Annotated in this window: 14 protein-coding genes; 1 reads left to right on the top strand and 13 read right to left on the bottom strand. The window is 56.9% G+C overall.

Going from position 1 to position 14,383, the window contains the following annotated elements:
- Nucleotides 1–39: 39 nt before the first annotated feature.
- The 3 genes from ACI48J_RS08400 to ACI48J_RS08390 all read right to left on the bottom strand — a co-directional run bounded on the left by ACI48J_RS08400 (nucleotide 40) and on the right by ACI48J_RS08390 (nucleotide 3,919).
- Nucleotides 40–1,329 (bottom strand): FtsX-like permease family protein, encoded by a 1,290-nt coding sequence (locus tag ACI48J_RS08400; RefSeq protein ID WP_405082445.1) that lies wholly within the window; start codon nucleotides 1,327–1,329, stop codon nucleotides 40–42.
- The gene (locus ACI48J_RS08395) at nucleotides 1,326–2,105 is read right to left on the bottom strand and encodes an ABC transporter ATP-binding protein (RefSeq protein WP_326050055.1); all 780 of its coding nucleotides are present in this window, start codon (nucleotides 2,103–2,105) and stop codon (nucleotides 1,326–1,328) included. The genes ACI48J_RS08400 and ACI48J_RS08395 overlap by 4 nt, the downstream gene beginning before the upstream one ends.
- Nucleotides 2,106–2,185: 80 nt before the next feature.
- The gene (locus tag ACI48J_RS08390; protein WP_405082444.1) at nucleotides 2,186–3,919 is read right to left on the bottom strand and encodes an alkaline phosphatase; all 1,734 of its coding nucleotides are present in this window, start codon (nucleotides 3,917–3,919) and stop codon (nucleotides 2,186–2,188) included.
- Nucleotides 3,920–4,081: 162 nt separating this feature from the next.
- On the opposite strand from ACI48J_RS08390, the gene ACI48J_RS08385 reads away from it, so the two are divergent.
- On the top strand, nucleotides 4,082–5,290 hold the full coding sequence (locus tag ACI48J_RS08385) for an MFS transporter (protein ID WP_405082443.1): 1,209 nt from the start codon (nucleotides 4,082–4,084) through the stop codon (nucleotides 5,288–5,290).
- A gap of 363 nt (nucleotides 5,291–5,653) precedes the next feature.
- On the opposite strand, the gene ACI48J_RS08380 is transcribed toward ACI48J_RS08385, so the two are convergent.
- The 10 genes from ACI48J_RS08380 to ACI48J_RS08335 all read right to left on the bottom strand — a co-directional run bounded on the left by ACI48J_RS08380 (nucleotide 5,654) and on the right by ACI48J_RS08335 (nucleotide 14,193).
- Complete coding sequence (locus tag ACI48J_RS08380; RefSeq protein ID WP_405082442.1) at nucleotides 5,654–6,478, bottom strand: IucA/IucC family C-terminal-domain containing protein; 825 nt, start codon at nucleotides 6,476–6,478, stop codon at nucleotides 5,654–5,656.
- Nucleotides 6,479–6,689: 211 nt separating this feature from the next.
- A complete protein-coding gene (locus ACI48J_RS08375) occupies nucleotides 6,690–7,361 on the bottom strand; it encodes a TerC family protein (RefSeq protein ID WP_405082441.1) in 672 nt (223 codons plus the stop codon).
- 151 nt (nucleotides 7,362–7,512) lie between these two features.
- Nucleotides 7,513–8,730 carry a tRNA uracil 4-sulfurtransferase ThiI gene (thiI, locus tag ACI48J_RS08370; protein ID WP_405082440.1) on the bottom strand — a complete coding sequence of 406 codons (1,218 nt, stop codon included), beginning with the start codon at nucleotides 8,728–8,730 and terminating at the stop codon, nucleotides 7,513–7,515.
- 2 nt (nucleotides 8,731–8,732) lie between these two features.
- A complete protein-coding gene (locus ACI48J_RS08365) occupies nucleotides 8,733–9,899 on the bottom strand; it encodes a cysteine desulfurase family protein (RefSeq protein ID WP_405082439.1) in 1,167 nt (388 codons plus the stop codon).
- A gap of 231 nt (nucleotides 9,900–10,130) precedes the next feature.
- Complete coding sequence (locus ACI48J_RS08360; RefSeq protein WP_405082438.1) at nucleotides 10,131–10,916, bottom strand: lytic transglycosylase domain-containing protein; 786 nt, start codon at nucleotides 10,914–10,916, stop codon at nucleotides 10,131–10,133.
- Between the two features lie 123 nt (nucleotides 10,917–11,039).
- Entirely contained in the window at nucleotides 11,040–11,813 is a 774-nt protein-coding gene (locus ACI48J_RS08355) for an ABC transporter permease (protein ID WP_405082437.1), read from the bottom strand.
- The gene (locus ACI48J_RS08350) at nucleotides 11,810–12,733 is read right to left on the bottom strand and encodes an ABC transporter ATP-binding protein (RefSeq protein WP_405082436.1); all 924 of its coding nucleotides are present in this window, start codon (nucleotides 12,731–12,733) and stop codon (nucleotides 11,810–11,812) included. The genes ACI48J_RS08355 and ACI48J_RS08350 overlap by 4 nt, the downstream gene beginning before the upstream one ends.
- 141 nt (nucleotides 12,734–12,874) lie before the next feature.
- Complete coding sequence (locus tag ACI48J_RS08345) at nucleotides 12,875–13,291, bottom strand: hypothetical protein (RefSeq protein WP_405082435.1); 417 nt, start codon at nucleotides 13,289–13,291, stop codon at nucleotides 12,875–12,877.
- Between the two features lie 47 nt (nucleotides 13,292–13,338).
- Nucleotides 13,339–13,548, bottom strand: a complete 210-nt coding sequence (locus ACI48J_RS08340) for a DUF1540 domain-containing protein (RefSeq protein WP_016423477.1) — start codon at nucleotides 13,546–13,548, stop codon at nucleotides 13,339–13,341.
- Nucleotides 13,549–13,692: 144 nt separating this feature from the next.
- Nucleotides 13,693–14,193 (bottom strand): YpuI family protein, encoded by a 501-nt coding sequence (locus tag ACI48J_RS08335; RefSeq protein ID WP_009674001.1) that lies wholly within the window; start codon nucleotides 14,191–14,193, stop codon nucleotides 13,693–13,695.
- Between the last annotated feature and the right edge of the window lie 190 nt (nucleotides 14,194–14,383).

The raw sequence follows: 14,383 nt of genomic DNA, 5'->3' as shown, positions 1-14,383 counted from the left end.
CCGGTCTTTCGGACAGCGCGGCGGCGCTGCCGCAGCCGGTCAGGAACGGAACAGATACAGGGGGTCCACCCGGTAAACCTGCCAGGCCGGAATCGCCGAAGCGGCTATGCCGAGCAGGACGGCTCCTCCCGCAAGCAGCAGCTCGCCGGGGGCAAGCGACCATGGATCGATCTGGATTCCCGCAAAGTCAAACAGCAGAGAGCTTCCGGCCGCTCCGGCGCTATGGCCGAGCAGAAGGCCGACAAGCAGACCTCCCGCGGTCAGAAAAACCCCTTCGCCGACAAGCGCCGTCCACACATAGCGTCCCGGTTTGCCGATCAGGCGCAGCAGCGCGACATCTTTGCGGCGTTCGCTTGCCGCCGCCAGCAAAGACAGCAGCAGGGTCAAAGCGGCCAGAAGGACGCAAAGGTACGTAACGATCTGCACGACCTGGGTGCCTTTGTCCACCACATTGACGACATCCGCTACGGCCTTGCCGGTATAAATGGCCTGAAGGCCCGTCATTGCGTCGTATTTGTTTTTGAGCGCCTGGGCGCCGAGAAGCGATTTCGGCTTCACCATAAGCGCCGTCACTTCGCGGTCGTGCTGCGCCGCTTCCCCGTGGACCGCCCAGGCGTAGTCCAGTGTCGTGAACACGGCACGATCGTCGGGAGAGTGCAGAGGCGGCAGGATGCCGACGACTTTGTACGAGAATGTTTCATGCTCGTCATGCTCGTCATGCCCGTTAGGATCGCCGTGTGCGCCCTCAAGGCTTGCGTCCGCATGTGAGCCTGAGCCGCTCTCTTCCTCATGGTGCTCCTCCGCATGCTCTCCCGCCGCTTCGGCGGAATGGACAAGACCGTGCCCGCCCTTGAACGTATCCCCCACTTTCAAGCCGAGCGTACGGGCGGCATGCGAGCCGATAACCGCTTCGCCGAGACCGCCGTACAAACTTCCTGACGCGAGCTGTTTATCTCCGTACCGGACGGCGAAATACCGGGCGTCTACGCCGACTATGGGATAACCGTTCAGATTATCTCCCGTCGTTATGGCGAAAACTTCCTCCGCCTCGGGTTCATTCCTCACCTGCTCGTATAAGGCGTTCGGAATATTCCCGGTCGGCGCCCCGATGTGATAGTAGGTGCTCATCGCAAGCTGCGTCTTGCTCCCCTCCGCGCCCATCGTAATCTCAAAAGGACCGTATCCTTTCTCGGCGCCTTTCTCCACGCCTTCGTTCCACATCAGCACGAAGAGCAGCAAAGCGGCCGTCAAGGCGACCGAAAGCATCGTTAAGACCGATAACGTCTTACGATGAAGCGCATTGCGCCAGATAACCCGGAAAACACTCATCCCAGCTTTTCCCCTTTCCAGCCGGACGTCCCCGAGGGTTCAGCCATATCTCCCGGCAAAATACGGTCACGACCAGGCCCGCCTGCCGGACGGATCGCATCCTTCGGCGTGTACCACTCGTTAAGCTCCCCGATATGCGTCCTTGTCCGAAACCCGGCCGCCAGCTCCAGATCATGAGTCACGACCAGCAGCGTCGCATTCGCGGATGCGGTTAGCTCGAGGAGAAGCCGCATCACGTCCTCGGCCGTTTCCCGGTCCAGGCTTCCCGTCGGCTCATCGGCCAGCACGATTTTCGGACTGCGGATCAGGGCCCGGATCATCGCCACCCTCTGCTGCTGTCCGCGGGACAGCTGACCGGGCAGATGATTCATCCGGTCGGCCAGCCCGACGCGTTCGAACCATTCCGCTGTGAGTTCCCGCTTGCGTGGTTTAGGCATTTTCACGGGCAGGGCCAGCTCCGCGTTCTGCCTGGCCGTCAGCGAGGCCATCAGGTGAAAATCCTGAAAGATGATTCCGACCTTCTCGGAACGGAAGCGGTCGCGCTGAGCCTGAGATTGGGCATGAAGAGGCACTTCGTCGACAATTATCTGCCCTTCGTCCGGGGCGAGTACGCCGCAGAGCAGATGGAGCAGCGTGCTTTTGCCGCTTCCGCTGGGGCCGGTTAACGCAAGCTGCGCGCCTTCCTCCACTTCCCATTCCGGAACGGATAAAATGGGGAGTTTCCCTTCGCCGGGCAGCCGGAATTGTTTTTTAACGCCTGTAAGCTTAATCATCATGTATCAGCCTCCATTGAAAACGGACAGGAGCTTCATGCCCCTGTCCGTCGGATGATGCCGGTACTGCTCCGCCCGGCCGATTATTTCAGCTTGATCCGCTCGGAGAGCGCGTCCCATGTCAAGTTTTTGCCCGTAAGCTTGTTGAATGCTTCCAGCGGGAGGTAGAGGACATTGTTATCGATGTTCGCTTTGAAGCCGCTTGGCTGGCCGTTCAAGGCCGCTACCTGCGTATCGATGTTTACGGAAAGGTTGCTGCCGCCCGCGCTCAGAACGACTTCGCGTGCATCCCCGTTCCATTTCACTTCGGCGCCCAGCGTTTCAGCCAGCGCTCTGGCCGGATAAAGTACCGCGCCTTCGCGGGTCACTTTGAATTTCGGGTATGCATATTCGCTTTGCAGCTTGTCTGTCGCCGCTTTCAGATCGATACCCGCCACGGAAGCCACGGCGCGCGCGATCTCGGTGTTGTCGATCTGGCCCTTGACCTTCTCGGCGATAGGACCGTAAGCCCATACGCCCACGTCGACGGCGGAATGACCGTGTCCGGACCAGCCTACAAGGTAGCGCTTGGACATTACGGCGTTAAATGCGCCTTCTTGTTTGTACGAAGAGCCGTCTCCGGCGAGAATGAATTTCGCTTCGTCGTCGGTCAGATCCGTATGGCCGGTATATTTGGCTACGAGCGCTTTCACGTTTTCGACGGTTTTGGCGTCTTTGAGCTCTCCGCCGATCAGTTCGGACGATTTTTGCTGGTCGTCCCACGCATCCACGTTGATCTCGTAAATGTTGTCACGGGAAAGCGAGAGACCGCCTGTTTCGTGATCCGCCGTTACGACGACGGACGTGTTGCCGTCTTTTTTCGCAAATTCCATGGCGACTTTAACCGCTGCGTCGAAATCAAGCATTTCCTGCACGACGGACGGCAGATCGTTCGCATGACCCGCATGGTCGATGCGTCCGCCTTCCACCATCATCGTAAATCCTTTCGGATTGGCGGAAAGAATGTCGATCGCTTTGCCGGTCATTTCCGCGAGATTAGGCACGGTATTCGTGCGGTCCAGCACATAATCCACGTGAGAGTTTCCGAACAGGCCGAGTGCTTTTCCGGTTTTGTTGTCCAGCGATGACAGCCCCTGCTTATCGTACACGACTTTGTAGCCTTCTTTTTCGAAGTCCGGAATGATCGTTTTGTCCGTCCGCTTGCCCTTCTCGTCCTTGCTCAGGAAAAACTGCTTGCCGCCGCCGAACAGCACGTCCACATTCCCGTCGTTCAAATATTGGGACGCGATAGCGCTCTCGTTGTCGCGGTTGCGCACGTGAGAAGCGTAAACGGCCGGTGTAGCGTGAGTGATACGAGCGGTGGTGACGAGTCCCGTCGCTTTGCCCGCCAGCTCGGAAGCTTCGATCACGGAAGCGAACGGCTTGGACACGTCTTCGTTCGAAACGCTGATTGCGGCGTTGTACGTTTTATTGCCCGTCGCGAAAGCCGTTCCCGCCGAAGCGGAGTCCGTCACTTCACCGGAAACGATTGTGCCGCCGTCTTCTCCTCGGTCCGCATATGTAGTGGCTTGTCCGACGTAGTAGGAGTCCAACTCCAAATGATCCTTGCCCAGCTTATTTTTGGAAAACGTACGTCCGGCCGACACCTGGGCCGGTCCCATTCCGTCGCCGATCAGCACGATCACGTTCTTGGATAGCGCCTTCTGTTCTTTCTCTGCAGCCGTTGTGCCTGCGGCCAGTGCGCCGCTTGCCAGCGTGAATGGAAGAAGTGCGATTGCCGTTCCGGCAATCATCGAACGATGAATGATCTTTTTCAAAAGAATCCCCTCCGACTTTAAGTTCCCAACAAGTCTCATCGTACGGCTTTACTATTTCCCGCAGTTAAAAGAAAACGCGCAAGTTTGTTAAATTAAGGGGATACTATAAAGCCTATGTAAAAAGGGGATACTACCGGTAACCAGAAGGACAGGAGAACGGAGATGGCTACGAACCGGAAATCCAAGAAAAAACCGCTCTGGACCCGAGACTTTGCGGTAACCTCCCTTTCGAACCTGCTTTTATTTTTCAGTTTTCAGCTGCTCATTCCGACCATTCCGCTTTATGCGTCCGGTATCGGCGGCGGGCAGACCCAAATCGGGCTTGCCATGGGCACTTTTACCGTCGCCTCTCTGCTGACGCGCCCATTCGCGGGCAAAGCGCTGGACACGATCGGCCGGAGGCATGTGCTTTCCGCTGGGCTCGCCTTGTGCGGACTGGCCGTGCTCGGTTATTCGGCTGCCGCCGTTGTCGCCATGCTGCTTGCACTCCGGTTTATTCACGGAATCGGCTGGGGAATTTCCACCACCTCGCTCGGGACGGTGATTTCGGATATCATCCCTTCCGAGCGCCGGGGCGAAGGGATGGGCATCTACGGATTGTCCAATACGATGGCGATGGCCCTGGCCCCCTTGACGGGCTTGTGGATCGCCGCGGAGTACGGCTTTCACCCGTTGTTCATTTTCTCCACCGTCCTCGCTTTCTCGGCTCTGCTGCTCTCCTTGTTTATCAGTTCGGGGCGTAAAAAACCACCCGTTTCTTCGGCAACCTTCTCATGGCGCGGGTTCCGCAAAGGGCTGATCGAGCCGGGGGCGCTGCTTCCGTCCCTTCTGCTGTTTTGTACGGCCGTCTGCTACGGCGGAATCGTCACTTTCCTCACCCTGTTCGGTAAAGAAGCCGGGATCGGCAACGTCGGCTGGTTCTTCGTCTGCAATGCGGTCATGCTGCTGATCACCCGTCCGCTGACGGGACTGGTTTATGACCGCAAGGGGCCGGCGTGGGTGCTGTTTCCGGGCGCCTTCTTTACCGGCGCGGGTCTGTGGCTGCTCTCCTACGCCCATTCCGCGTCGTCGCTTGCCGCGGCTGCGGCTGTCTTCGGAGCGGGATTCGGCTCCGTGCAGCCCGCCCTGCTGGCGTGGACGATCGACCGGACGGAGCCGTCCAGAAGGGGAGCGGCCAACGGCACGTTCTACTCCGCCAACGACCTGGGCATCGGGACCGGCTCGATGCTGATCGGCGCCTTCGCTTCTCTTGTCGGCGGCTACGGGACCGCCTATCGCTGGTCCGTGCTGCTCATCGTGCTGCTGCTCGTCATTTACAGCACCTATCTGCTGCTGACGCGGCGCAAAAGCGCGCAGCTTAAAGCCGCTTAAAGGCTTAAAGTGGCTGAAAGTAGCATTAAAGTGACTTAAGGCAACTCAAGGCAGCGGCTTAGCCAGACACGCGGCAAACCTGGCGCACGCCGCGCAAAACAAAACACCTCAGCGACTAGAATTCCGGTTTCCGGGGGCCGTACAGCGCGAACTCCCGGCGCACGATGCAAGATCGCATGCCGGCCGTCAGCCATATGCGCCACATCCGTCGCAAGCTGACCCTGCATCAGATTCGGGCTGCAAGCTTGCCAAATGACTCGAACCCAAATAAAACCCGCCGTTGCTCCGAGAGCAACGGCGGGTTTTGGTTCGCGAGGCGGGTTAAACGGCCGGGATTGCAGACGCGGCGGGATTGCCCGCAGTCTACTTGCTTCGGGCCGAAATAATTTCTTCCGCACGGCGGGAGCGGTGTTCTTCCGTAATGGCCGGACACGTGTAGCAGTAGGTGCCCGTCAGCTTGTAATACAGACAGCAGCGGTATTTCATGCGCACCGTTTTGCCTTCGTTATAAACGTCCGGCACAAACTTGAAAGGAAGATCCAGCGGGTGCCGGTCCCGGATTCCCGAACATTCGAACCAGGCAGGGTCCGAGACTTCGACGACATATTCGAAGTCTTCCCGGAGAAGATATTTAAGTTTCTCCGCGGAAGCCTTATCCATCCAATTATCATAGCTTCTTTGCAGCGTTAAGGCCGCGTACGACCACTGGGAGTTTTTATCGATCCCGGTCAGTTCCCGGAGTCTCTGAAAAACAGGCTTCATATAAGAGTCGAACAAACCGCCGACCAACTGTGCCCGCCACTCTTCCCGCGAAAGTTCCGGCCCCGCAAAGGTGGAGGGGCTTCCCTGCAGCTGCAGATAGAACGATTCTTGATCGTACTGAATGGACGTTGAAGACAGATCCAGCGGCAAAGCGATGTTATGATGCGACATGGCGTGTAGAAAAGCGGCAGGTATCAGGCTCAGGTAGCTCGATAGAGTGGCGCCGATTGCGCGAAGGTGTTCGGTTTTATACACGTCCTGGTAATGCCCGATCATTTCCAGCAAGCCTTCCTGCAAAAAATCGCTTCCTCCGGTCGTTTTCTCAAGGAGTTTCTCTCCGCCTAGAAGGACACGAAACTGTTTGGCATAAAATTCCCGGAATTTCGCCGGATCTTCCGTCCATGCGTAATTGTTTGCCGTCTGCACATCTCTCACCCCCCGTAAAATCAACCTGCCGGGCCGGCAGTGTCTTGTCCTCACTGTCTTCACTATTTTCACGAAAATGAGAACCGTTATCAATTGTATCCATCTTACCATATCGCATCCGGCAAGAAAAGACCGGCCCCGAAGGACCGGCCGTTTGAATGACCAGATTCCGTACACACCTATGAAAAGCAGCCTGGACCGCGATGTCATGTCAGAATACGGTTTTTCTTTTGGCCGGAAGCAGCCATTTTTTCAAGAGACCGATGCCAACGACCAGAACGGCCCCCAGCCACGGAACCGGCCAATGCGGCCATTCTCCGAGAAGCCAGCCGCTCAGCTTCGAATCGCTGAGAAACATCTCTCCGGCGGTAAAGCCCAAAACGGCCGCCCCCATGTAAATGAGCACCGGCATCTTTTCCAGAAGCTCCACGACGACGGCGCTTCCCCAGATGATGATGGGAATGCTCAGCCCGATCCCCAGGATCAGAATGGTCAAATTATTCCCGGCAGCGGCGGCAATCGCCAGCACATTGTCCAAACTCATGACGAAATCGGCCCCGATGATCGTCCAGACCGCCTTCGACAGGGTACCGGCCTGCGGGACGGACGAATGGGCATCGTTGTCCATCAGCAGCTTCACGGCGATCCAGAACAGGAATACCGAGCCGGCTGCCTGGATAAAAGGGATTTTCAGAACGCCCACGGCGATAATGGTCAATATGAGCCGCAGGGCGATCGCGCCGAACGCTCCCCACCATACGGCCTGCCTGCGCTGCGCGGCCGGCAGATTTTTGCTTGCCATCGCGATGACGACGGCGTTATCTCCGCTGAGTACGATGTTGATCAGCATGATTTGCAGAAACAGTCCGATCTGTTCGAGCACACCGCTTCTCCCCTTCCGCTTCGGGCTCCACTCGTAGTCAAAGCAAAGCCGCCTAAGCCTAGAAGCTTAAAGCTGCCCGTAGCCGGCCGCCGCCTCACATTGCCGGGATTGACTCCCCTTCCTTTTCCACATCCGTCCGTGACGGGAGGAATCAGAAATAGGCGTCCTCCTCCGCCTGATCCTCAGGAGTCACGACGACGGTTTCCGCCTCCTGAGCGGCCCGCAGGATCCATTCCTCTAACTGCGGGAGGCCTCTTTCGATCGCTTCGATGACCCGGAGGTTCGGGTTGGTGCTCGGCGACGGCGGCAGGAACAGCGTGCAGCAGTCTTCGTAAGGCTGAATCGATAACGTATACGTATCGATTTGCTCGGCCATGCGGATGATCTCCTTCTTGTCCGTCGCAATCAAAGGCTGCAGGACAGGAAGCGATACGGCCCGGCCGATCGCGTTCAAGCTCGGCAGCGTCTGGCTCGCCACCTGCCCGAGACTTTCTCCCGTCACCAGCGCCAGCGCCTTCTCCCGCTCCGCAATCGTCTCCGCGATGCGGTACATGGCGCGGCGGAGAATGGTGACGAGCAGATTGTCCTTGTACGCGGCATAAATCGACGTCTGCACCTCCGTGAAAGACACGAGGTGCAGCTTGATGCTTCCGCCGCTGTACGCGGACAGCTTGCGGGCCAGCTCGATCACCTTCTCTTTGGCCCGCTCGCTCGTGTACGGGAAGCTGTGGAAATGCACCGCTTCCAGCTCAAGCCCCCGGCGCATCGCCTGCCAGCCCGCTACCGGGCTGTCGATCCCGCCGGAGAGCAGGAGCACGGCTTTGCCGTTCGTGCCGAGCGGATAACCGCCCGCTCCCTCGAAGGTCTCCACGAACAGCAGCGCCCCTTTCTCCCGAAGCTCCACCCGCAGGGTCGTTTCGGGGCTGCGTACGTCTACGCTGAGCTCCGGACAAGCCCGGAGCACGGCGCCGCCGACGATCCGGTTCATTTCCGGCGTATCGAACGGAAAGCTTTTATCCACGCGCTTGACTTCCACTTTAAACGTCTGCGGACGCTTCACGATTTTCTTCATAAGCGCGACCGCCACCGCCTGAATCGCTTCGCTGTCGGATGGAGCCGTGTACACGGGACTGTATGTTTCGATGCCGAACACTTTCGAGACGGCTTTGCCTACATCTTCGACGGGCGCATCGGAGAGCCGGATATACACCCGGCCGTATTCGGTCACCAGCTTGACCTGCGCAAAAGGCGCAAGAACGCCGCGGAGCTGGCTGACGACCTTTTTTTCAAACCGCGAGCGGTTTTTGCCCTTCAGCATCATTTCTCCGAAACGGACGAGCAGAAGATCGGGCTTCAAAGGAGACATCATGATCAGCGTCCCCCTTTCGCCCGCGCAGACACCGGTACGAGCTCGGCGATTACGCCGCGGAGCGCTTCTACGAACCGGCGGGCATCCTCTTCCGAATGCTCTTCGGTCCAGCTGACCCGCAGGCCGCTTGAAGCATGCGCCCGGTCCAGTCCCATGGAGAGCAGCACTTTGCTGGGCTCCGGCTCCCCCGAAGAACAAGCCGACTTCGTTGATATATATATGCCCCGCTGCTCCAAAGCATGTACGACAACTTCGGAATTCATGCCCGGGTAAGTAAAATGAACGATATGGGGCGCCATGTCTTCCTCATCCCGGGAGCCTGTCAGAGCCAGCTCGGGAAGCCCGAGAATGCCTTCGACCGCAATGGTGCGGAAAGCCCGCTTACGCCGGATGTCTTCTTCCAGATTATCGGTGGCGATCCGAAGCGCTTTAGCCATCCCGACGATCAGGGGCACGTTCTCGGTGCCGGAGCGTATTCCCTGTTCCTGGCCTCCCCCGGCAAGCTGGGCCTGAAGGTCGATGCCCGTCCGCTTATAGAGGAAGCCCGCTCCTTTGGGGCCTTTGAACTTGTGAGCGGACGCGCTCATCAGGTCGATGCCCAGCTCGTCCGGAGAAAGAGGCAGCTTACCTACCCCCTGTACGGCGTCTACATGAAACAGCACGGTCTGCTTCTCGCGCAGCCACCGGCCGATCTCACCGATCGGCTGTATCCGCCCCATCTCGTTGTTCACATGCATAACGCTGACGAGAATGGTCTCCCCGGTGACGGCCGCCTTTACATCCTCCACACGGACTTGACCCGTTTCGTCTACGGGAAGCACCGTCACTTCAAAGCCTTCCGCCTGCAATTGACGGAAAGCCTCCGTTACGGAAGCGTGCTCGACAGCGGTTGTAATCAGATGACGGCCCCGGCTGCGGTATCGGTAAGCCGCTCCTTTGATGGCCAGATTGCTGCTCTCCGTACCGCCCGACGTAAAAATAATTTCTTCCGGCCGGGCCTTAAGAGCGGAGGCAATCACCTCGCGGCTCTTTTTAACCAGTTTCTCGGCGTCCAGGCCGAATTTATGAATCGAAGACGGATTGCCGAAATGCCGGAGCATCACGTCCGCAACCGTCTGCGCCACTTCCTTGTAAGGCTGGGTTGTTGCCGCGTTATCCAAATAAAGCATCTATCTCTGTCCTTTCTTATTGAAAAAAGATCGCGTTAAGGGAATTGACTGTCACGTGCATATTCCTCATTAAATCGCAAAACTACCCCGAACACAAGCCGCCTTTATCTTCAAAGCAAGCCGGCTGCCTTTTCCAAGACCGCTTCCGCTCGTTGCCGGACCTTCTGAAAAAAACGAAAGAAGCGGCCTCCCCACGCCGGAGAAACCGCTTCTTTGCAACGTTATTCAGACTTAAGTAAACTCCCTGTCGTACCGTTCCTTGGCATTCATAACCTTTTTCACATACTGCTGCGTTTCGTTCGGCAGCAGATGCATTTTCTCTAGTAAATCGGAATCGTTTTTGATGCCCAGCTTGTTGACCCGTCCGGGTCCCGCGTTATAGGCCGCCAAAGCGACGCCGACATTTCCGTCGAAACGCTTAAGCTGGTAGGACAAGTACTGCGCTCCGCCCTGGATATTCTGCTGCGGATCGTAGGCGTTCGTGACGCCCAGTCCGTTTGCCGTCCCGTCCATCAGCTGCATAAGCCCCTTGGCTCCCGCTCTCGAAACCGTATTCGGGTTAAAGGAGGATTCCTGGCGGATCACCGCTTTAATCAGGGCGGGATCTACGCCCGTACGCTCGCTCGCTTGTACGATATAAGCGTCGTAAGCCGCTTCGCGCGCGGAAGCGGGCAGGGAAGCTTGTACGGCTCCGGCGGCCGTTTCGTAGGAACGGAGTGCCTTCGCCTGCCGCTGAACGCTTAAGCCCGTGCCCGCGGCAGCGGGAACCGCGCCAGCCGAGCCCGTCCACGCGCCCTGCAGCGCTTCCAGCGGCAGAATGCCGAGTGCATCCTCCACGGCCGGATCGGCGGACAGGCCGCTTTGCTCCATGAGAAGCGTGTTGAGGAGCGAGCTGAATTCCTCGCCGGATTCGGAGGCACCCGACGCTGCTCCGCCGGCGCCGGAAAACAGCGTCGATTTGTTCAGCATCTCCAGTTTTAAAAGCTCTTTCATTAATCGCGGATCAATAGATACCATTTTCTCATCCCCGTTTGTAAGCCCCTAAGCAAATTATAAACCTTATATCGGCACAAATCGTCCCGTTTTGAACCCTTTTTGCCAAATTTGCCGAAAATCCGGCTTCGCACCGGAATTATTCGCTCAGGCCACGTCTCTTTTCCGGAAGACCAGGATCGTAACGCCCAGGAGAACGACCAGATGCAGCACATAGATCGTCAGCGAAAACCCGAGTGTCATGCCCGGAAAAGGAGGCGGCGTTCCTTGGTTAACCAGCGGATTCGGATCGTAGATCTTCCAGTTCGTATTATTGAAAATCAGGTACTTGGCCCAATTGTTCTGCAGGGCCGCAAAAGCCGAACCCGCCAAATTCATGACAATGGCCACCGTAATCGCCAGCGCGCTGCTGCGGAATACCGTCGCGATAAAGAAGGCGAGCGTGAACATAAAGAGCATGTCCGGCAGCGAATACCAATACGAGCTGGACAGAACGATAAAATGCTCGTTAGGCAGCTCGGCCGTCCCGAACAGTGCGGCCCCTGCCGCAACGGAGCTCAGAAAAAGTACCGCGTAAGCGATGAGCACCATTATCACGCAGGCCGCATATTTCGACAGCAGGACGGCCGTCCTGCTGGCCGGGCGGATCAGCAGCTGCTTGATCGTTCCGTCCTTGTACTCTTCCGTCACCGTCTGCGCCCCAAGAACAAGGGCGAACAAAGTAACAAACAGCGAGCAGACCATAAAAACGGTGCCGGCGAAGCTGATATAATTGTGGCCGTCCGAATAGCCGGGAATCCACAGTTTAATGGGAAGACCGACAAACAGACTGAGCAGCAGCAGAAAGATATAGAAAATCCAAGTCGATTTTTTGCTTGTGATTTTCATGATTTCATTTTGTACGAGCGAAAGGAATTTCATCGGCTGTCCTCTCCTTTCGTCAGCTGGAGGAAGGTGTCTTCCAGCGTCGGCTTGCGGATGGCCACCTGATACACATCTATCCCCTGCCCGACAAGCCGGGACACGATTTCCGGAATCGCAGACTTGGACAAATTGGCGGTATACAGCCCGTTCTCGCGCTTCAGCAGCCCGTATTCCCCGGCCGTATGCTCTCCCGCCTCGATTCCCTTCAGTTCGAATTCGACCAGCACCAGCTCGTCCTCTGCGGTCGCTCCGCCGCGAACGATACGTTCGCCGACAAGCCGGCCTTCCTGAATGATCAAGGCACGGTCGCAGATCAGCTCGACCTCCGCCAGAAGGTGGGAGGAGATAAGGATCGCAATCGATTCCGTTTTTGCCAAATTGCGTAAATAATCGCGGAGTTCCCGTATTCCGGCCGGGTCGAGACCGTTGGTCGGTTCATCCAGAATAAGCACCGTCGGCCGGTGAAGAAGCGCCTGGGCGATTCCCAGCCTCTGCCGCATACCGAGCGAGTACGTTTTGACTTTGTCGTGAATCGCGTCGGTCAGCCCGACCAGCTCTACGATTTCCTCTATCCGTCCCTGCGGGATGCGTTCAGCCGCCATCCGGGCAAAGTGGACGAGATTTTTATGGCCCGACATATACGGGTACAGCTCTGGGTTCTCGACAATAGCGCCTACATGGGCAAGCGCTTCGGAACGCTGTGTCCTTACGGGAAAGCCCGCAATCCGGATTTCGCCCGCGCTCATAGACATTAAGCCGACCATCATGCGGATCGTCGTCGTTTTACCGGAACCGTTCGGTCCCAGAAAACCGCAAATTTCCCCCCGCCGGACGGAAATGGACAAGTCCTTGATAATCGGTTTTCCGCCTATCGTTTTCGATACGCCTACCAGTTCCATAGCTTGTTCGGTTTCCATTTGATCCTCCAATTCTATCCAGCACTAGCATGTCTGAGCAAATTATAACGGTTTAAAGGGGTTTCGTCTAATTTCGTCTGTCTCGTCGCTTTCATGACCGATATAAAAAAAGGGCCCGGAGGCCCCTTTTTTCGCCGTTCGCTAGATCGCAAACGGGACGAAAAACAAATTGGAAAAAAAGCTGATCAGTCCGATTGCGATTGCCCAGGCGCCGGCTTTCCGGCTCCCGTCCGCAAACGCCATGTACCCGAGAATCGCCCCAAGGGGTCCGAGCACAAACGGCAGAAGGAAAAACGAAAGAACGGACGACACGAGCGCCATCATTCCGAGCGTACGTGCGCTAACCCACGAATCCGAGTCGGCTTCCTCCCTGCTTCGGGCGCCTGCGTCTTCCACATTGCGTCCCGCCAGCCCCGGGGCCAGCTCGCCGGCATATTCCTCACGGTCCGAACGCCCCGCGTGCTCCCGACCCGCAGAAGAATTCGCTTTAGCCGGGTCATGCTTTTGAGAATGTTCCCCCGTGTGCTCCTGCTTCTTACGGCTTTTGTGGTGAGACATACGTGAAAACCTCCTCTTACTGTGCTGAGGAATTTCGGGTGCGCGTGTTACTTCTTCTCTTTGAACGTGTGACAGCACGTATTGGCACGGTCCGCAGCCTGATCCTTATGACGCGTATCAAATTCTTCACCGGCAAACTCGGAAGACAGGTCGGCATTCGCATGCTCGTCCACTTCGATCATAATGATATCCGCGCGGCAGTTGTTGCCCTGTCCCCAGTAGGCACAGTTCGAAACGGCGCATTTGACTTCTGGCATATCGATCACCCCCAAACAGTAGGGTCTCACGAAGGCTGGGCGGATATCCGCGGGGAGCCCTGTCACAACCTGACAGCGGGACTTGACGCAACCATGACCGCAAACAAAAAAGCCCCCGCGCGCGGAGGCTTCATTTCTCTTATTTTAAACCCGTTCGCCCTGCATGCGGCGCTGGGTAATGTAGTCATTTTCATAGTAAGACAGTTCTTCGCGGAGCTCTTCGAAAATTTTGGACAATTCGATCGTCAGATCGCGTACTTCACGATTCGGTTTTTTGCGGAAGCGAATGGCATCCTGTCCGGTATAGGCGTAACGGCCGTCTTCGGAGTAGCACTCGTTCTTCGGGTAAAAGAAAGGGCTGATACAGTTGTGATACACTTCATACAGCACTTTTTCGGTAAAGTCCACATTGAAGGTCGGCCTGCGTAAGCTGACTCCGAGCTTCTCGTAAGCCACCTCGCAGAAAACAAGCAGGTGACGAGTATCCTGCAAATAGCCGCGGTAAAACTCTTCCATTTCGGAATCGGACTCTGCATTCAACTGCGGAAGAGAGTAGGTGTTCAGAAACGACTCGATACGGTCCGCCGCTTCCTTCAGTTTCTTTCTCGTTGTCTCGCACGCCTTCTTAACATTATCCATTGCCATTACGGTTATGACCTCCTCTAGTTAACAGAGCGGGAACTCGCACCCGGCTCAGCCCATCCATATAGTATCACACTTTCTCTGGAAAAGGTACCCGATTCTTGAGGGGAAATGTCCGGCTTCCGTATAAAAAAAGCGCCCCTTTCCCACCCTACTTTTATGCAGTCCAGACGAAGGAAAGGAGGCCTCCGAC

This window comes from Paenibacillus chitinolyticus (assembly GCF_045038035.1).
Classification (GTDB): Bacteria; Bacillota; Bacilli; order Paenibacillales; family NBRC-103111; genus Paenibacillus_F; species Paenibacillus_F chitinolyticus_A.
The sequence above is the reverse complement of the archived record's forward strand: the minus strand, read 5'-3'. Positions and strand labels throughout refer to the sequence as shown.

Bases quoted from the DNA above. Each gene is read 5' to 3' on its own strand.
- ACI48J_RS08400 (WP_405082445.1), bottom strand. From the start codon at position 1,329: ATGAGTGTTTTCCGGGTTATCTGGCGCAATGCGCTTCATCGTAAGACG.
- ACI48J_RS08395 (WP_326050055.1), bottom strand. From the start codon at position 2,105: ATGATGATTAAGCTTACAGGCGTTAAAAAACAATTCCGGCTGCCCGGC.
- ACI48J_RS08385 (WP_405082443.1), top strand. From the start codon at position 4,082: ATGGCTACGAACCGGAAATCCAAGAAAAAACCGCTCTGGACCCGAGAC.
- thiI (WP_405082440.1), bottom strand. From the start codon at position 8,730: ATGATGTCTCCTTTGAAGCCCGATCTTCTGCTCGTCCGTTTCGGAGAA.
- ACI48J_RS08365 (WP_405082439.1), bottom strand. From the start codon at position 9,899: ATGCTTTATTTGGATAACGCGGCAACAACCCAGCCTTACAAGGAAGTG.
- ACI48J_RS08360 (WP_405082438.1), bottom strand. From the start codon at position 10,916: ATGGTATCTATTGATCCGCGATTAATGAAAGAGCTTTTAAAACTGGAG.
- ACI48J_RS08355 (WP_405082437.1), bottom strand. From the start codon at position 11,813: ATGAAATTCCTTTCGCTCGTACAAAATGAAATCATGAAAATCACAAGC.
- ACI48J_RS08350 (WP_405082436.1), bottom strand. From the start codon at position 12,733: ATGGAAACCGAACAAGCTATGGAACTGGTAGGCGTATCGAAAACGATA.
- ACI48J_RS08345 (WP_405082435.1), bottom strand. From the start codon at position 13,291: ATGTCTCACCACAAAAGCCGTAAGAAGCAGGAGCACACGGGGGAACAT.
- ACI48J_RS08340 (WP_016423477.1), bottom strand. From the start codon at position 13,548: ATGCCAGAAGTCAAATGCGCCGTTTCGAACTGTGCCTACTGGGGACAG.
- ACI48J_RS08335 (WP_009674001.1), bottom strand. From the start codon at position 14,193: ATGGCAATGGATAATGTTAAGAAGGCGTGCGAGACAACGAGAAAGAAA.